General features: G+C 66.0%; 20 protein-coding genes and 1 pseudogene. 11 read left to right on the top strand and 10 right to left on the bottom strand.

Annotated elements, in window-relative coordinates; genetic code table 11:
* Positions 1–64: 64 nt before the first annotated feature.
* The 4 genes from Psi02_RS39125 to Psi02_RS39140 form a co-directional block, all read right to left on the bottom strand.
* Positions 65–943, bottom strand: coding sequence for a GNAT family N-acetyltransferase (locus tag Psi02_RS39125; protein WP_203980975.1), 879 nt, complete (start codon positions 941–943; stop codon positions 65–67).
* A gap of 197 nt (positions 944–1,140) precedes the next feature.
* Positions 1,141–1,485, bottom strand: coding sequence for a transposase (locus tag Psi02_RS40570; RefSeq protein WP_239095533.1), 345 nt, complete (start codon positions 1,483–1,485; stop codon positions 1,141–1,143).
* Positions 1,486–1,545: 60 nt separating this feature from the next.
* Positions 1,546–2,628, bottom strand: coding sequence for an integrase core domain-containing protein (locus Psi02_RS39135; RefSeq protein ID WP_203980977.1), 1,083 nt, complete (start codon positions 2,626–2,628; stop codon positions 1,546–1,548).
* Between the two features lie 151 nt (positions 2,629–2,779).
* Positions 2,780–3,586, bottom strand: coding sequence for a hypothetical protein (locus Psi02_RS39140; RefSeq protein ID WP_203980978.1), 807 nt, complete (start codon positions 3,584–3,586; stop codon positions 2,780–2,782).
* A 68-nt stretch (positions 3,587–3,654) separates the two neighbouring features.
* On the opposite strand from Psi02_RS39140, the gene Psi02_RS39145 reads away from it, so the two are divergent.
* The gene (locus Psi02_RS39145) at positions 3,655–4,386 is read left to right on the top strand and encodes a hypothetical protein (protein WP_203980979.1); all 732 of its coding nucleotides are present in this window, start codon (positions 3,655–3,657) and stop codon (positions 4,384–4,386) included.
* A gap of 281 nt (positions 4,387–4,667) precedes the next feature.
* Here the strand turns inward: Psi02_RS39145 and Psi02_RS39150 are convergent, their stop codons facing one another.
* Both Psi02_RS39150 and Psi02_RS39155 read right to left on the bottom strand, forming a co-directional pair.
* Positions 4,668–5,249: a hypothetical protein gene (locus tag Psi02_RS39150; RefSeq protein ID WP_203980980.1), complete on the bottom strand. Its 582-nt coding sequence runs from the start codon at positions 5,247–5,249 to the stop codon at positions 4,668–4,670.
* Positions 5,231–5,569, bottom strand: a complete 339-nt coding sequence (locus tag Psi02_RS39155; RefSeq protein WP_203980981.1) for a PadR family transcriptional regulator — start codon at positions 5,567–5,569, stop codon at positions 5,231–5,233. Before Psi02_RS39155 ends, Psi02_RS39150 begins: the two co-directional genes overlap by 19 nt.
* A gap of 87 nt (positions 5,570–5,656) precedes the next feature.
* On the opposite strand from Psi02_RS39155, the gene Psi02_RS39160 reads away from it, so the two are divergent.
* From Psi02_RS39160 to Psi02_RS39180, 5 genes are all read left to right on the top strand, one after another.
* Positions 5,657–6,163 (top strand): hypothetical protein, encoded by a 507-nt coding sequence (locus Psi02_RS39160; RefSeq protein ID WP_203980982.1) that lies wholly within the window; start codon positions 5,657–5,659, stop codon positions 6,161–6,163.
* Positions 6,164–6,352: 189 nt separating this feature from the next.
* On the top strand, positions 6,353–6,862 hold the full coding sequence (locus tag Psi02_RS39165; RefSeq protein WP_203980983.1) for an ankyrin repeat domain-containing protein: 510 nt from the start codon (positions 6,353–6,355) through the stop codon (positions 6,860–6,862).
* Complete coding sequence (locus tag Psi02_RS39170) at positions 6,859–7,050, top strand: hypothetical protein (RefSeq protein WP_203980984.1); 192 nt, start codon at positions 6,859–6,861, stop codon at positions 7,048–7,050. The genes Psi02_RS39165 and Psi02_RS39170 overlap by 4 nt, the downstream gene beginning before the upstream one ends.
* A 299-nt stretch (positions 7,051–7,349) precedes the next feature.
* Positions 7,350–7,505, top strand: coding sequence for an FxSxx-COOH-like cyclophane-containing RiPP peptide (locus tag Psi02_RS39175; RefSeq protein ID WP_203980985.1), 156 nt, complete (start codon positions 7,350–7,352; stop codon positions 7,503–7,505).
* A 412-nt stretch (positions 7,506–7,917) separates the two neighbouring features.
* Positions 7,918–9,096: an RCC1 domain-containing protein gene (locus Psi02_RS39180; RefSeq protein ID WP_203980986.1), complete on the top strand. Its 1,179-nt coding sequence runs from the start codon at positions 7,918–7,920 to the stop codon at positions 9,094–9,096.
* Between the two features lie 297 nt (positions 9,097–9,393).
* Here Psi02_RS39180 and Psi02_RS39185 read toward each other — a convergent pair whose 3' ends face one another.
* From Psi02_RS39185 to Psi02_RS39195, 3 genes are all read right to left on the bottom strand, one after another.
* Positions 9,394–10,251, bottom strand: coding sequence for an IS5 family transposase (locus Psi02_RS39185; protein WP_203980992.1), 858 nt, complete (start codon positions 10,249–10,251; stop codon positions 9,394–9,396).
* Positions 10,252–10,465: 214 nt separating this feature from the next.
* Positions 10,466–11,662: a PAS domain-containing sensor histidine kinase gene (locus tag Psi02_RS39190; RefSeq protein WP_203980987.1), complete on the bottom strand. Its 1,197-nt coding sequence runs from the start codon at positions 11,660–11,662 to the stop codon at positions 10,466–10,468.
* A gap of 139 nt (positions 11,663–11,801) precedes the next feature.
* On the bottom strand, positions 11,802–11,996 hold the full coding sequence (locus tag Psi02_RS39195; RefSeq protein ID WP_203980988.1) for a hypothetical protein: 195 nt from the start codon (positions 11,994–11,996) through the stop codon (positions 11,802–11,804).
* A gap of 245 nt (positions 11,997–12,241) precedes the next feature.
* Here Psi02_RS39195 and Psi02_RS41380 point away from each other — a divergent pair, with 245 nt between their 5' ends.
* Both Psi02_RS41380 and Psi02_RS41385 read left to right on the top strand, forming a co-directional pair.
* The gene (locus tag Psi02_RS41380; RefSeq protein WP_239095534.1) at positions 12,242–12,670 is read left to right on the top strand and encodes a helix-turn-helix domain-containing protein; all 429 of its coding nucleotides are present in this window, start codon (positions 12,242–12,244) and stop codon (positions 12,668–12,670) included.
* Positions 12,671–12,693: 23 nt separating this feature from the next.
* Positions 12,694–13,061 (top strand): annotated as a pseudogene (locus Psi02_RS41385) (MmyB family transcriptional regulator).
* A gap of 283 nt (positions 13,062–13,344) precedes the next feature.
* Here Psi02_RS41385 and Psi02_RS39205 read toward each other — a convergent pair.
* Positions 13,345–13,599: a hypothetical protein gene (locus Psi02_RS39205; RefSeq protein ID WP_203980989.1), complete on the bottom strand. Its 255-nt coding sequence runs from the start codon at positions 13,597–13,599 to the stop codon at positions 13,345–13,347.
* Positions 13,600–13,991: 392 nt separating this feature from the next.
* Between Psi02_RS39205 and Psi02_RS39210 the strand changes: the two genes are divergently transcribed.
* The 3 genes from Psi02_RS39210 (at position 13,992) to Psi02_RS39220 (ending at position 16,968) form a co-directional block, all read left to right on the top strand.
* Positions 13,992–14,318 carry a Scr1 family TA system antitoxin-like transcriptional regulator gene (locus Psi02_RS39210; RefSeq protein WP_203980990.1) on the top strand — a complete coding sequence of 109 codons (327 nt, stop codon included), beginning with the start codon at positions 13,992–13,994 and terminating at the stop codon, positions 14,316–14,318.
* A gap of 12 nt (positions 14,319–14,330) precedes the next feature.
* Positions 14,331–14,537, top strand: coding sequence for a DUF397 domain-containing protein (locus Psi02_RS39215; RefSeq protein WP_239095536.1), 207 nt, complete (start codon positions 14,331–14,333; stop codon positions 14,535–14,537).
* 583 nt (positions 14,538–15,120) lie between these two features.
* The gene (locus tag Psi02_RS39220) at positions 15,121–16,968 is read left to right on the top strand and encodes a calcium-binding protein (RefSeq protein WP_203980991.1); all 1,848 of its coding nucleotides are present in this window, start codon (positions 15,121–15,123) and stop codon (positions 16,966–16,968) included.
* Positions 16,969–17,163 lie beyond the last annotated feature (195 nt).

The following is a 17,163-nucleotide window of genomic DNA, read 5'->3' on the forward strand; positions in this document are numbered from 1 at the left end:
CCTGTTGTGAAAGTGCCGACGGGCCGGACGAGGTGATGCCCAGGTCCGGCCCGTCCGCTCGTCTCTACAGGTCGAGCTGATACTGCAGGGTCGTGTGCGTGGGCACGTAGCCGAGGCTGTCGCTGATGTGTCTCATGTGCGTGTTGCTGTCGGCGGTGTCGGTCAGGAGGCCGCCGAGGTCTGGATAGCGCCCGTGGGCTCGCCGGATCGACTCTGCCTTCATCCATCGGCCGAGGCCGTGCCCGCGGTGCTCGGGCAGTACGCCGGTGCCGTAGTGCTGGCCATCACCCGTGCCATTGCCGGGGACGACGAGTTCGGTGAATCCGGCGATCGAGTCGTCGCAGGTGTCGATGGCGACGACCGTGTGCAACTGGTCGCCGCGCTCTTCGACGGCCTTCGCCGCAGCCCGGACCCGGTCCACGTCCCAGGCCACGGTGCCGTAGTCGGTGTCTTCCATGGGCATGTCGTCCATGGCGCGGCGTGAGGCGGCAAACGTCTGGGCGAGGGCGTCGGGGACGATTCCCTGCCATGATGCCAGCCGGTAGCCGGGATGCGGACGCTCGATGATCTCGGCGATGGCGATGGTGTCCACGTCGGCCAGTGGCAAGCGGGCGTACCTCAGGGTGAGGACCTTGCGGAAGCCGCGGGCCGGCAGGAATTGGTCGCCGGGCGATCCGGCCTGGGCCTGCGCCATGACGCAGCGTCGGGCGTTGTCCCGGGCGGCGGCCATGGCGGTGTCGAGGAGCCGGGAGCCGACGCCCTTGCGGCGCTCCACGGGATGGACGTGGAGGGTCAGTTCGGCCAGGTGCTGTTGTCCGCCATCGAACAGACGCAGAAAGGCCGTCCCGACGGGGATGGAATCGGCGTCGGACGCCAGCCATGCAAGGCGTCGGCTGTGCGCCCCGTGAGCGGGGTCGGTCAGTGGGGTGATGCGGAGCGACAAGGTGTCTCCGTCGTGAGGAGGTGGCAAAGGTCAGTACGCGGGCTCAACTGCTGGGCACTCCTGCGCATGTGCTCCACACCTCCTCGTCGACAGCGCCGGTCCGGATCAACATAGACGGCTGCGACAACTTAGCTGGCCTATCGGTTCCTCGGCAAAGGGTTAAGTGAAGGCTGGTGCGGCAGTTTGGTCACAGCCACTCATTGATGGCCGCGACCAGCACGGTTGCTTAGTAGCGGACGGCGAGTTTGTCGTACCTCGTGGCCACGGCCCGGTGGCGCTTGAGGCGATTGATCCCGCATTCGACCGCGTGCCTCTCGCGGTAGTCGGCCTTGTCGAACGTCGGCGGCCGGCCCCCGCGGGAGCCGAGCTTCTTTACGGTTGCGGACCTGGTCCTTCTTCTCCGGGATCGTGCACCGGATCCCACGTCGGCGCAGGTAGGCACGGTTCTTCCGGGAGCCGTACGCCTTGTCGGCACGCACCCGATCGGGACGGACGCGCGGCCGACCCGCCCTGATACGGGCCACGCGGACCTTCCTCAGCACGGGTTCGAACTGCGGCGAGTCGCCGCGCTGCCCGTGTGCGTGCCGAAAACCTCGTCCACGTCATGCGACCTGGGAGTATTCGTGGAGGATGCCGCCGAGACGGTCACGTCGCCGGACCTTGAATTGATCTAGGTTCGCGGGCTCAGGGAGCTTGGTGAGCGGACTGGCCTGGCCGAGCGTGCTATGCGGCCTGTGCCCATTGTAATGATCTTCGTACTCGGCCAGGACAAGCCGCAGGTGCGCCTGATTCCACACCAGGGTCCGGTCGAGGATCTCCCGGCGGCAGGAACCGATCCACCGCTCCATGATCGCGTTCGTGCGAGGCGCCCGCACCGGGCTGCTGATGATCCTTATGCCGGCGCTCTGGAACACCGCGTCAAAGGTGGCTACGAACTTGCTGTCCCGGTCACGGACGAAGAATTTGATCTTCTCGGCATGGTCGTCAAGGTCCATCAGCAGATTCCGGGCCTGCTGAGTCACCCACGCCGCGGTCGAGTGGTCGGTGACTCCCAGGACGTGAACGCGGCGGGTCGCGTGTTCGATGACCGCCAGACAGTACACCTGCGCGCCGTTCAGCAAGTCGACGGTGAAGAAGTCCGTGGCGATGATCGCTTCGGCCTGGGCGCGCAGGAACTGTGCCCAGGTCGGCCCGGTCCGCCGCGGCGCGGGGTCGACCCCTGCCTTGGTCAGGATCTCCCACACTGTCGAGGGCGCAATGCGGATATCGAGGCCGGCGAGCTCGCCGTGGATGCGCCGGTAGCCCCAGCCCGGATTTTCGCTTGCCAGCCGAAGGACCAGGCCACGGATGTCGCGCCGTGTGCCGGGCCGACCAGAGCGACCCGCCCGGGATCTGGCGGCCCATCGGCGGCGCAGCAGGTCACGATGCCATCGCAACACCGTATCCGGGGTCACCAGCAACCGTAGTCCCGCCCGCCGTGCCTTGGGGATCGCACCGGCCAGCGCAGCGATCAACGCGCGGTCGGACCATCTCAATCTCGGCCTGCGCACCTGCTGGCGTTGCAGCACGGCGAGTTGGTGACGCAACAGCACAATCTCCGCGTCCTTCCACGCACCCTGCCGGCGGGCCAACCGCATCCAGGAGAACACGCTGACGACGAAGAGATAGACGAACCGCAGACACATGACCGTCCATCGTGCAGCACCACACGCACATCCCTCGTCCACGAACAGATCCGCCTCATTGCAGGTCACACCAGGTGGATGAGGTTATCGGCACCCATAGGTGAAACCTCGTTCGAAGCTTTCCTTGATCTGGGTTTTCGGGTCGGCAGTGCTACCTCCGCGGCCCGTGGCGCAGGCCCGTCCGGTTGGCCCAGAGGGCCGCGACGATCAGGATCGCCGCGAGGCACATCATGACGACGGGCACCACCCGCCACGCCGGTCGCCACGGGATGGCAAGGAGGAAGGGGACGAAGAATCCGGCCGCTATCAGGGGGAACCCGATCAGGCACAGGCGGTCGAACGCGGACCAGGAAAGGCGCGTGGACACCAGCAGCGAGCCGCCCATCAGCACCGTCCCGACCCACCCGAGGGCGCAAGCGAAGGCGAAACCGATTGGGATCCATCCGATGCTGCGGGAACCGCCGATGGACAGTCTCAGCACGTGACCGCGCCACATGTCGGCCATCCCGTGCGCGCCGGGCCGGGCCTCGTCGTACAGCTGCTTGTCCACCGGAATCGTGTACTGGCGGTGGGACGCCCCGACGACCTCGACGATCACCTCGTAATCGACGTCCGCCGCGGCGGCGACGCCCATTGCGGCCACTCTGAAGATGGGCGGCTGGGGCGGCGGGATGGGAGGCGGGTTCGGGAGCGGGTTCACCGGAGGCTGGTGGTCCGGGGTCGTAGAGATCGAGCGCGAGACGACGGTCACCGCCACTGTGGTGATGCAGTCCATCCGCCGGTCGGCTGGCAGGGTGTCGCATCGCGAGGTGTCTGCGAAGTCGTACGCGTCGGCGTAGGTGGACGAGCCCGCAGCTACGGCTACGCAGGCGAGGCCGGCGCCGACCACGAAGAAGATGAACCGGCCGGTACTCCATCGTCTTACCAGGCGGACCACGACTGGGGGTATGAGGCTCATAAACCATGATCCATAGCTGGTCTGGCAGAGGTCAAGGAGGGCGGCCCGGGTACGTCTGAAGCGTTCGGGTGTCGCAGCAGGGACCGCAGGGCCTGGTTGAGCGGATGGAACACCGCCAGGTCGCAATCTACCTGGCGGCGATCGCCGCCAGCGCCCTGCTCGGCTGGGCGGCCCCCGCCATGGGCCCGGGGCTGGGGCACGCGATCAACCCGGTGCTCGGCGCGCTGCTGTTCGTCACCTTCCTCCAGGTCCCGGCCGCCGAGCTGTTCCGCTTGCTACGCGACGGCCGGTTCCTGTCGGCCGCGCTGGTCGTGAACTTCGTCGTGGTGCCGCTCGTGGTCGCCGCGATGTTCGTCTTCCTGCCCGCCGACCAGGTCGTACGGCTCGGGGTCTTGCTGGTGCTGCTGTGCCCGTGCGTGGACTACGTGATCGTCTTCTCCGGGCTGGTCGGCGGCTCCAGCCGCCGCCTGCTCGCGGCCACCCCGGTGCTGCTCGTCGCCCAGATGCTGCTGCCGCCGCTGTTCCTGTTCATGTGCTCGGAGCTGGCCGACATCGTCGAGGTCGGACCGTTCATTGAGGCGTTCCTGGTGCTGATCGTCATCCCGCTGGCCCTGGCGTGGGCCCTGCAGGCGTGGGCCGCGCCGTCCGGCCGGGCAGAAGGTCTCCGACGCGGCGACCACCACGATGGTCCCGCTGATGGGCCGAGACCCTGCTCGTCGTGGTCGCCTCCCAGGTGCCCAAGCTCGGCGACAGCCTCGCCGACGTCGCGGCGGTCATCCCCTTCTACGCCGCATTCCTGATCGTCATGGAGTTCGCGGGCAAGGCCGTGGCCCGCCTCTTCCGCCTCGAAGCCCGGCAGGCCGCGCGGTCGCCTTCACCGGCGCCACCCGCAACTCCCTGGTCGTCCTCCCGCTCGCCCTTGCCCTGCCCGGCGACCTGTCCGTCGCCGCCGTCGTCGTGGTCACTCAGACCCTCGTCGAGGTCGTGGGCATGGTCGCCTACACCCGCCTGGTGCCCCGGCTGGTCCCCGAAAGGATCACGCAGCCGAACGAACGGCCTGCCCCCTCACACAAATGCACGATCACGGGTGCCTGATCATCGCCGGTACGGCTCGAACCACGAGCAAGATCCTTACAATGCTGGCCGTCAGTGCCAGCAGGAGTAGGACGGAGGGCGGAGGGACGAGCGATGCGACCGTCCCGAGTATGGCCGAGTCGAGGACGATCACGTTTACCGCGCCGCCCAGCGCCGCCAGCCGTACGGCTTGGTAGTGGCGCCGTTCCCGGGCGGCGAGGACCAGCATGAACACGGCCGTGCTGAGCGCGATGCCGAAGGCCAGGCGTGCCGGCAGGGGTATCGACCAGGCCCACGTGTGGCCGGTGACAAGAGCGGCTCCCCAGCTCAGTCCAACGAGTGGGCCGATGACGAGGAGCCGGATCGCGGTTGTCTTGCCGGGAGACAGACGGACGAAAGCGGTGGTGATCGTGTCGGGGTCACCGAAATTGGCCAGCGCCGCCCTGGCCGCCGCCTCCGGATCACCGAGCCGTTCAAGCTGATCCTCGTACGAGGTCGAAAGGCCGTCGGCGAGTTCTTCCACCACAGGACGGGGAAGCCGCTCAGCGAGTGTCTGGATGTGACGTTCGATCAGTTCGTAGCTGGCCATGGGGCACCCCGTAGTGCTGCGGAGATGGCGGCGACGAACTCCTGCCAGTTGTCGCGTGCCCCTGCCAGGGAGCGCCGCCCGTCCTCGGTCAGCTCATACGAGCGCCGCCTACGGCCGCCCACCACCGACCAGTTTCCTATGATCAAGCCCGCCTGCTCCAGCCGGTGCAGCGCCGGGTAGACGGTGCCCGTAGGCAAGTCGAGCCTGCCGTCCGTGGCGTCGCGCAAGGCTTCCTTAACCGCGTAGCCGTGCCGGGGTCCGTCTTCGAGCGCGGCGAGCAGGAGTCCGTCCAGGTGCCCTTTGAGCGCTTCGGCTCTCATAGGTAGTAACGCTACATCTCCTCTTCCCGACAGCCAAGGCTCGGAGTAGCGTCGCTATAGGTAGCAACACTACGCATGGGAGATGCCGTGGACGACATCGACATCTTGGGCACTCCGATTCCCAACGCAGGACCGTTGTTCCTCACTGCGCTCGCGTTCCATGTCGCCGCCGGGCTCACCTGCGTAACAAGCGGCGCGACGGCCGCCCTGACCCGCAAGGGAAGCTCCCGGCATAAGCGATTCGGACGCGCCTACCTCTGGGGACTGGTCGTCGTCTTCATCACGTTGAGTGTCATGTCAGCGACCCGCTGGCGAGAAAACGCCCACCTTTTCGCCATCGGCACCCTGGCGTTCGCCGCGGGCCTGACGGGCTACATGAACAGGCGGCACCGACCGGACATTCACATCCTCGGGATGGGGGCGTCCTACGTGCTGTTTCTCACCGGCTTCTACGTGGACAACGGCCCGCATCTGCCGTTATGGGACCGGCTTCCGCCAGTGGCCTACTGGATGCTGCCCACCCTGATCGGCCTTCCCGTGATCACACGTGCAATCGCGCGTAGACGCCATCCGAGCGCGTCGGCGCGACCATGACACACAGCCAAGCCACGTGCCTTGCGAATTGTGCTTATAGGGATCAAGGGTGGCGCTCCGCGCCGCCTCGCGACCCTCCGCCCACTCGCCGGCCGGGCATGCGGCCGCGGGCCGCATAGTCTTTAGTCCGCTGACACCCCCGATGGAGAGCGATACGGTCGCAGAAACGTCCCTTCGGAAGGACGCCTCATGCTGATCATCGGCACCGAGGAGCCGCTTGCCGTCGCGGTGGTCGGCGCGATCCACAGCGGTGATCAAGAGCGCTTGCGCCGGCTACTGACCGAGAACCCAGGTCTGGCAACGGCTCGGCTCGGTGACAACCCGGACAAGGGCGATGGCTGCGGCATGACACGCTCGCTGCTGCACGTGGCAACCGATTGGCCTGGCCATTTTCCCCACGGTGCGAGAACGGTCGTGACTTTGGTCGCGGCCGGTGCCGACGTCAAGGCCAGATTCACCGGCCCGCACACCGAGACGCCCTTGCACTGGGCTGCGAGCAGTGATGACGTCGAGGTGCTGGACGCTCTGCTCGATGCGGGTGCCGACCTCGAAGCGCCAGGAGCAGTCATTGCCGGCGGCACGCCGTTAGGTGATGCTGTGGCTTTCGGACAGTGGAATACGGCGCGACGCTTGTGGAGCGTGGAGCAAAGACCATGCTCGGGGATGCCGCAGCACTCGGACTGGTCGATCTTGTCATGACCTTCGTCCCTGGTGATCCACCAGCATCCGGCATCTCGCAGGCCCTCCCGTGCGTCGCTGGCTCGCTCGCGGTCTCGGCCGGGCTCACCCGCGTGATGGCCCTGCCGGGAGTCCAGCGGCTACTTCCCAGCTGGCTTCGCACGGACAGCACGCCGGTCAACGTGGCCGCGTTCCACTCGTCCATCTGATGGCCCGAATGCGCGGCCGGGCTAAAGGGTCTTGATAGTCGTCGGCTTCCAAGAGACGCTGAAGGTCCTCCCCCTAACACAAGGAGCGTTCATGCGTCGACGCGTCGCAACTGCCGTACTCGCCGTGCTGATGTCCGTTGGCGCTGCGGCCGCTGTCACGGCAGCGACGGGCTCTTCCGTCGCCGCCGGTCCGTCCGCCGGCGTGCCTGCCTGCTGCTGAGCTGAAGCAAACAGCTCGACGCCCGCCTATCCCCTGCGCAGGGGATAGGCGGGCGGTCTTTGGTCGGTAGCCTGATCACATGAGAACTGCAACGCCGACGGGGCTCACCGACCTTCGTGTCCGCCCGCTGGCCGAGGTCGACGGTAACGACGTGGACCGGGTGCTGGGGCGGGTCCTGCCTGAAGCCATCTCCGTGGAGACGCTGTCGGTGGCCGCGTTCAACTCGTCCATCTGAGCCGTTCGCGATCTACGCTGTCGGCATGAGTTCGACGACTGGCGGCATGGCTGCAAGGCATACGGGCGGTATGTAGCCGCAGCGTTTACCCCGACCGCATCGACCCCCCGTTTTCGCTTGGTGGCTCGAGCGGCGGGGACCCAACACGAAGAGGCGCCTGCCAACCCCACTTCCGGGGGTGGGCGGGCGCCCTTTTGCGTTTCAAATCGCCTATTAGCGCCACGTCGCTTGGTTCCCGGGCTTCGCATTCACCTCCTGATAGCGTGCGCTCACCGTTTAACCCGTGGCGGTCAGAATTAAAGCCGCCGCAGACGGCATGCTTTCATTCGAGGGATAAGTAATGAATTCCGTTAAGGGTGCGTTCTCAGGAAAACGGCGCAGAGTGGTCTCGGCCGCGGCGGGGGTGGCACTCGTGGCCCTGACGCTGGGCCTAGGGTCGATCCCCGCGTCGTCGGCGGCGGCAGACCCACCACAGGTCAAATCCTGGGGAAACAACAGCTTCGGTGCACTCGGCATCGGCACGCCTGTTGCACAGCGCCAAACGCCCGTGACTGTGGCCGGATTGACGGCGGCCAAGGTCACCGCTCTCTCCGTGCGTGATACCCATAGCCTGGCGTTGTTGGATAACGGCACTGTCCAGGCCTGGGGCTCCAATACGCATGGCCAACTCGGCGACGGTACCAGCGACCACCAGTCGATACCTGGGGTTGTAACCGGCCTGCTCAGCGTCCGCTCCATCGCGGCCGGAGGCGGCTTCAGCTTGGCGAGGCTAAGCAATGGCATCGTCCAGGCCTGGGGCGCCAATGACTTGGGCCAGCTCGGCAACGGCGTCGTCGGCCCAGACGTATTCCTGCCCGCACCGGTCACCGGCCTGACCGGCGTCGTGGCCATCGCCGCTGGCTATAACTACGCCCTGGCGCTGTTGTCCAACGGCACCGTCCGAGCATGGGGCATCAATAATTTCGGCCAACTCGGTAACGGCACCACCGGCGGCATCAGCCCCGTCCCGGTACCTGTCGTCGGCCCTGGCGGCGTCGGCGTCCTCAGTAACGTCAAGGCCATCGCTGCCGGTTATGACTTCAGCATCGCCCTGCTCAACGACGGTACCCTCCGCACTTGGGGAAGCAACGCCGAGGGCCAACTCGGTAACGGCACTGCCGGTGGCATCAGTCCCGTCCCGGTACCTGTCGTCGGCCCTGGCGGTGTCGGGATGCTAGGTAATGTCAAGGCCGTCGCCGGCGGGGCCAATCACGCGCTCGCTCTGCTGACCAACAACACCGTCCGGTCTTGGGGCTGGAATGACTTCGGTCAGCTCGGTAACGGCACCACCGGCGGTATCAGCCCCACGCCTGTCACCGTGCTCGGACCCGGCGGCGTCGGCGTTCTAAACGACGTCGCACTCATCGCCGCCGGCGGCAGTCACAGCCTCGCCTATCTGACCAACGGCCCCCTCAACACCTGGGGGAACAACAACAGCGGCATGCTCGGCGACGGCAGCACCGTCAGCCGAGACACACCCATCGGCATCCGGACCGGCCTCATTGGAATCACGTCCATCGCTGGCGGCTCGTTCTTCAGCCTCGCCGCATAACGAAATTTTCGCGATCTGACTCCTAGCGCGGCCTGACCTCGCTGGTCTTCATCGCTTACGCCCGCCCACCCCCTCGCGCAGGGGTGGGCGGGCGTCTTCGTCCGCGAGGGCGTGCTGCGCTCCTCGGCCTGGGCGAGTTCCTCGACGAGGTGCTGCTTGGGCTCCTCGTCCAGGACTGGAAGCCGGACTCGCAGGGCTAGGCTGCCGTCCGACGGTCGAGGGCGGGCCGCGAAGCGGACATGAACGGCCGAGGGCCAGGACGGCTCATTGCGTTAGGACTCTAAGAGGGCATCTGATCTAGATATTGAGCGGAGTGTCTGCTTTAGGCCGTTTTATGCGCCAGGTTTGGGTGGATTCTCCGGTCAATGTCCGGCTCATTATGTTAGCCATCGCCCAATGGATCATGGAGCGGGATCGCTGTGGGAGAGTCTCGTAGTCGCGCACGAGCCGTCGATGCTGCATCAGCCAGCCCAGCGTACGCTCGACGACCCAGCGACGCGGCAGCACCTGAAACCCGCTGCCAGCAAGGCGTTTGACGACCTGGACGGAGATCCCGCGCCCGGCGCCATGACGGATGACGGCGTTGTTGTAACCGCCATCAACCCAGGTCGTCGAAACGGTCGGATGCTCGACGGCGATGGCGTTCAGAATCTCCCGACCGCCAGCAGAGTCCTGCACGGATGCCGCCGTCACCAGCACCGCCAGCACCAGGCCCAACGTGTCCGTGGCGATGTGCCGTTTCCGGCCTTTGATCTTCTTACCGGCATCAATGCCCTGGCTGGATTCGCCGACGTTGCCGGAGGTTTTTACGCTCTGTGCGTCGATAATCGCCGCACTGGGGACCGGCTTGCGACCCTTGCTCAACCGGACCTGCTCTCGCAGCAGGTCATGCAGTCGCTGGGTCGTCCCGTCGGCCTCCCACTTGGCGTAGTAGTCATAGACCGTCTTGTATGGCGGGAAGTCATGCGGCAGGTACTCCCAGGCGATCCCGGTCCGGCATACATACAAGATCGCATTCACGATTTCTCGCAGGTCGTGGACACGGGCCGCCACTCCTGGCCCCTGCCGAGCGGCTCGCCATGCCGTCAACGTCGGTTCGATCAGCGCCCATCGGGCGTCGGACAGGTCACTGCGATAGGGGCGCCTGGAAACCACGTCATGATCAACGACCAGGTCGCCATCCCGATACGGACAGATCATTACGAAACAAGATCAGATGCCCTCTAAGGGCCAGTCAAAGCGACCGCACCGACCCGGGCCGAACAGATGGCGAGCAGGCGCACACGTTCGAAGATGGGCCGGTGCGTCGCTACCACCAGCCGGCCTCTATGCCCGTCCGGCGCCAAGATCCACCTTCGCTCAACAGATCCTAGGCAGCGAACGGGAGGCGTAGGACGAAACGGGCACCGGTGGAGTGGTCGGCGGCGTAGAGGTGGCCGCCGTAGGCCTGGGCGATCTCGCGGGCGATGGGCAGGCCGAGCCCGGAGCCTCCGGGATCCTGGCGACGGGCATCGTCCAAGCGGAAGAGGCGTTCGAAGACTCTTTCGCGGTCGGCCGGGGCAATGCCGGGGCCGTCGTCAATGACTTCCAGGACCGCATTGGGCGGGTCGGTGGTGACGATGATCTCGATCGTGGTGGTGGTGTGCCGTTCGGCGTTGGCCAGCAGATTGCCCAGGAGACGGGCCAGCCGGATTCGGGACGCGCACACCACCACCTGCTTGTCGAGCCGGGTGAGGACGGTGGCGGTCAGAGTGCGGCGTTCCAGTTCGTCCATCACGAGGTGGGCCAGGTCGACCGGTTCTGTGGTGGTGGGCGTCGCGGTGTCCAGGCGGGCGAGTTCGAGCAGATCGGCGACGATGTCGTTGAGGCGCTCGGCGTCTCGTAGCGATTTGCGGAGGACCGGGTGCAGGTCGCTGTCAGGTTCTGAGAGCGCGACCTCTAGTTCGGTCAGCAGTCCGGTGATCGGGTTGCGCAGGTCGTGGGAGGCGTCGAAGACGAACCGCCGCTGCCGGTCGAGGGCCTCTTGCAGGGCCGACGTGGTCTGCTTGAGTCGTTCGTTGACGTCCAGGAGCTGGCGTGCGCGAACGTAGACGTCGGTTCTCATCGTCTCCAGCTCCGCCCGCGCCCCCGTGACGCCGCGTTCGCCGGACCGCCCCAGTTGCTGGACGAGGTCAGTGACCTCGTCGACCCGATGAATGATCAGTTCCACTTCACCGTCCGGGCCGAGGACGGGCGTGTTGATCGCGCTCCAGTACCGGTCCTCGAACACGCCCTGTCTGCCGGTCGCCTCGAGGTCGTACCTTTGCACAGCCATGAAGTCCCGCTCGCCAGTGGCGACAACCCTTTCCAGGGAAGCACGCAGATAATCCTCTATCGCGTCGGGATCGTTTGGATTGGGGGGGAAGACGGCGAAGAAGTCCTGGCCGAGCAGGTCTGCCTGGCCCCGCCCCATCACCTTCAGATAGGAGTCACTGGCCGCCAGGATGACGAAGTCCGGCGTCATTACCAGCAATGGGGCCACGAGGGCCTTGAACACCGCCCCGTAGTCGACTGATGAGTCAGTCACCCGCGCTTCACCTCGATACCCGTTAGCGGCGCGGCTGGCAGCAGGGCCAGAGCGTCCTCGGACGGGCTGCCGGGCTTGGTCTCCAGAGAGTCGACCTATGTCCACTTTGCGACTATATGTCGCATATGGGGGATAGTGTCTACGACGGTCGGACCTCGACCGCCTCGGCCTCCGCGCGGAGCCGCAGCGACTGCTCGGCCACCTCGGTCGGGACTACCGCGGCCAGACGCCGGCCGCCGGCGTCGACGACGGAGGTGATCGCCCCGCGGGCCCGGGCTTCCCCCGCGAGGTCCGACAGCTTCGCGGCGGCCTGGTCGACGTCGAGCTCTTCCATGGCCGGACCGTAACTCTTTGGTGATGCCAATGGGAACGTCCGTTCGGCTACCGGGCAGGCATCTCCACGCGACAAGATTGGCCAGGTCCACGTGGGCGGCCACCTCCACGCGTGTGCGGCGATACGCGATGAAGGAGCGGCGGGCCGCCCGCCGGCCGCGCCGTCAAGCACGAATGTGATTGCACCCGCTCATAAGCCTGCCTCGTTTGCATGCTTTAGGCCTGGCGCTTCGTATTCTGTCCCGCATGCGAAGCCCCCTTGCCGAGTTCCTCCGTGCTCGGCGTCAGCTCGTGTCCCCCGATGAGGTCGGCTTGCCAAGCGGTCACGACCGACGGCGCACGCCGGGCTTGCGCCGCGATGAGGTGGCTTTGCTGGCGGGGGTCAGTCTCGACTACTACGCGAGGCTGGAGCAGGGCAGAGAACGCCGCCCGTCGGATCAGGTGCTCGACGCCCTGGCACGCGTGTTTCACCTTGACGCCGAAGCCGCCGAGTATCTTCGCCGGCTCGCCCGTACCCGGGCGCGCAGGTGTGGGGTCGATGGCGAGGATGAACAGGTCATAGCGCATGTGTTGCGGCTCCTGGACAGCTGGGACCACGGGCCGGCGCACGTGCTGAACCGTCGAACGGACGTGCTGGCCCAAAACGCGCTGAGTGTCGCCCTCTTCGAGGGTTAGAGCACACGGACAACGTTCTGCGGATGCCTTTTCTCGACCCGGCCGCCAAGGGATTCTGGACGGCCTGGGAACAGGAGGCTTATCGCGTGGTGGCCCACCTACGTGCCGTCGTGGGCGCAGACCACGAGGAACCGTCCCTTCTCGAGCTGGTCGGGGAGCTCTCGGAGGAAAGCGAAGACTTTCAACAGATGTGGGCTCGCCACGACGTACGTACAGGCGCGGCGACGCCATTCCCGTTCGCCACCCCCTTGTCGGCGACCTGATCCTCTGGCAGGAGTCGTTCTCCGTCGACAGCGCCCCCGGCCAGCGTCTTGTTACCACCCAAGCGGCCCCAGGCAGCCCCTCCGAAGAGGCTCTGGCCAAGTTGGGCGCCATGATGGGCCGCGCCTAGTCTGTACTAGTCACAGGCGGCGATAGGCGCTGAAGTCCGTCAACTCGACCAGGTCCGCCAGGTCGACGTGGGCGCCGGTGGTTGTGGATGCCACCCCTGCATGAGAACGGCCGGAACCGCCCACCGAGAAACCAGGAGCGCCGCCAGCCGGTCCCGTGGCACGGGCGGTGGTACGAGAGATGGTTCCGCTTCGCGCTGATCGAGATCACGATCACGACGAACATCAGGATGCCGACTGCGATGAAGATCATCCCAGGCCTCGGGGTCATCGTGCCTATGGCGATCATCGCTCCCCCTCCCCGAGCGCGTAGACGACGGCCATACGCAGGTAACCGAGGACCTCGTCCTCGCCCTGGCGGATCTGCACGGGGCTGATGCCGCGGCGGTTGAGCAGCATGACGACGGTGACGCCGGTCCACTCGCCGTACCGGACCGGGTGCCGCTCGGCGAGCCGCACGGCGATCGCGGCCACGCCCAGGCTCTCCTCGCGGGGCTGGAACGTCTCGAGCGCCGCTTCCAGATCGGCGCGAGATGACACGCGCCGGCGGAATAGCCGGTCTAAGAGTTTCACCGCCCCCCTCTTCGTCGGCTTGACCCCGTTCCTCGCGGCCGCCTGCTTCTTCTGCTTGGGCGTGAAGCCGACCTTGCAGGTGTGCGTGAGCGGGTTGTTATAACGGACCTTGCACGTGCTGCAGTAGAGAACGCCGATCTTGAACGGTGACGACTGGCGGCTTCTTGGCCGACTTCTTCGGCGCGGGTTTGACCATGGGGGTGCTCCTCTCCGGAGGGGATCTTGGGCGCGCAACGGGGTGCCTACCTCCCCGTCTACGCGGCTCTACAGGTGCTACGCAGCAGGCCAGCAGGGGTCTGCCGTAGGGGGTGGGAAGCCCTACAACGTAGACACCTGGCGCCTATGAGCTTCAGGCCGTCATGGCGGCGCAGCTCCTCCACCTCGCCGAAGCGGCGCAGGCCTCGAACGTCTCTGTCCGGGTGATCCCGGACGAGGTCGGTCTTCACGCGGGCATGGCGGGCGCCTTCACGATCCTGGACTTCCTCGTTGATCCGGAGGACTTGGACGGGCTGGGGAGCCCCAGCGTGATCTACGTCGAGTCCGTCAGCCGGTCGGAGGTTTTGGACTCGTGCGATGAGGTAGCGCAGTACGAAACAATTTACGATCTCGTGCAGGCGTCCGCGCTCGGGGAAGAGGCGACTATTCAGTTTCTGACCGCTCGGGCTGCAAGCCTTTTGGCTCAATAAGTGGGAGGCATCGTGGGCACCGCGCCGTCCATCGAAATCTGGGAGATCAGTACCTTCTCCAGGGCGGCCGACAACTGTGTCGAGGTCGGCGTCGCGAGCACCGGCCAACGGGCAGTCCGCAACTCGAAGGACCGTCTGGGTCCGGTTGTGTTCTTCACGCTTGAGGAGTGGCGGGCGTTCGTCGATGGGGTGAAGGCCGGCCAGTTCGACGTCCGGTAGTTCGACGGGGGAGCGGCGCGCCCAGCAGTCCGTCTCCGCCGCCGCAAGCCCGGCTGTGCCCGTTGGTGAGTGACTGCGTCATGGGCGGTTCGACGATGTCGAGGTGTAGTCCGGGTCAGTGTTCGAGACCTGTCCCCGCCCCGACATGCGTGGCGGGCCCTGCTCAGTTGGGTGTGAAGCTCGGGGAAAGCCCAAGGGTGTCCGTTCGGTCCGGGGAGTACAAGCGCGCTCCGTCTGGATGCTGGGCCTGGACATTTGCCGATCAACGGTTGCTTCGCCTGCCGTTCCCGGAGTGCGGTGATGCAGAGATCAACGACTGGCAAGACGACGTCCGACACCTCTGTCCTGATCTCGCGACGGTAGAGCCTCCTGCTCACTAGCTGGAACTGCCAGCTGATCGGGATCTTGTTGCCCTGCATTCATGCTGAGGTCGCTGCCGGGCAATCCGATCCGCACACGATGACTCCGAATTCGTGCTTTCTCCGCCCCGGCGGCGCCGCGGTACGCCCACACACGCTCAATCACTGGAACGGTCCCCGGACGAAGGTCCTGACGCCCCGTCGCTCCCAACGAGGAGTTCACCGTGAAACGTGTCCCCATCCGGAAGAGCAAAGTATTCACGTCGCTGGCCTTAACGGCCGTCATGTTCGTGGCGCTGTTTTCGGCGCCGTCGCTGGCGTTCGCCGCCGACACTCCCCTGCCGAGCCCGCCGCTGCCGGCGGCTGTCATGGATGGTCGGGCCCCGAATGGTGGCGTTTACGACGACGACCAGCTGTTTTACAGCTTCTCCACTGTTGGGGCGATCAGCGCCGACGGCAACACAATCGCCTATAGCTTCATCTCCCCGGCGATTTGTACTCGTTGTGGTACCTCCTCCAGTCTCTACGTGCTCAACCGGAAGACCGGCGTGCGTACCCCCGTGACCGGCTGGGGGCCTTACGACGGGGTCGTCGGCCTGAGCGAGGACGGCAGCAAGCTCGTCTACAGCATGGAGGAGTGTGAATGCTGGGGAGGTGTCTGGGTCCAGGACCTTGTCACGAACACGGTCACGAGGGTGGATCAGCCGACCAATAGCGACTACAACCCCGTAGGAGGTGCCTCCTACGACGGGGTGCGCACGGTCGTGTTCCAGTCGATGCTTCCCATGATCGAGGGTGCGGGATCCTACAACTGGTACATCCGTGATCTGCAGACGGGCGTCACCAAGCTGCTGAAAGCCCCTGAGGCTCCCGCCGAGCAACCCTGGCAGACCATCCTCAATCCCGTCCGATCGGCGGTGAGCCCGGGAGGGCGATTCATCCGCTACACCTGGCAGGACGTATCCCTCAACGAGGTGACATCGGTCTACGATCAGGTGACCGGGGAATACACCCGTTTCACCCCGTCCGGAACCGCGGGCGACATCAGCAATGCCGGGAAGATGCCGTTCCTCACCACCGAGCAGCTGGTTCCGCAGGACACCAACGGCGTCTCCGACCTCTACCTCAAGGACTTGGTGACCGGGACGGTGACCCTGGTCAGCGTCGACGAGAGCGGAACGGCTACCGGTGCAGGGTCGAGTCGGCCTGAGATCACCCGCGACAGTCGGTACCTGACCTACGTTTCCACCTCTGGCCAGACGGTGTTCGCGAACCTTACGACGGGTGCGAGGCGGGCGCTGACCGGCCTGGACGGCACCGCATCCTCCGTATCCGGCAGCCTTCTGTCGCGCAACGGCCGTTATCTGCTGACCAACCTCCGGACGGAGTCGGGCCGTTGGGGGATCGGTCTGCGGGACCAGGCGCAGGACTGCGCGGGTGATTTCGTGACCGGTTCCGGTTCCGGCACGATCTTCGGGTCGCCGGTGGACGACGTCCTGTACGGCTCGCCGAGTCCGGACGTGATCAATGGCGTCGGCGGCAACGACGTGATCTGCGGCTTCGGCGGTGACGATGTCATCGACGGCGGACCCGGTGACGACGCTGTTTATGGCGGAGATGGGAATGACCAGCTCGAGGGCAATGAAGGCAATGACGTGGTGGTGGGCGGATTGGGCTCCGACACCATGAACGGTGGCCTGGGTACCGACGCGCTGCTGTACACCTACGCAACGGCCGGGGTGAACGTGGACCTCAATCGGCTGGACGACAACGGCATGCCGGGCGAGGGCGACCGGGTCTACAACGACTTCGAGCAGATCTACGGCTCCAACTTGAACGACACCATCAGCGGCCGGGAGAACGGCGAGAGGCTGACGGGGCTCGGTGGTGACGACCTGCTGCTCGGGCAGGACGGCAACGACGAGTTGTGGGGCGGCGACGGCCACGACGTGCTGGTCGGCATGGCAGGTAACGACTTCCTCAACGGCGGACCCGGCCTGAACGACTCCTGCGCCGGCGGCGCCGGGACCAACACCTTCGGCGACTGCAAGTACACCTCCAACATTCCCTGACCCCTGTCACATGCGACGAGCCCGCGGGCACCCACCCGCGGGCTCGTCGGCTTTCAAGTCGAAGGACCACGATGGATTCGACCTGTTCGGCCTCGGCGTGCAGTCACCCGACGACCTACGCCGGTTCGTCGACCGCTAAGAGCGGCTCAGCGTCCAGCACGCTCCCATCCGCGACCGGGGCTCACACGGACAGGC

This window comes from Planotetraspora silvatica (assembly GCF_016863315.1).
Taxonomy (GTDB): domain Bacteria; phylum Actinomycetota; class Actinomycetes; order Streptosporangiales; family Streptosporangiaceae; genus Planotetraspora; species Planotetraspora silvatica.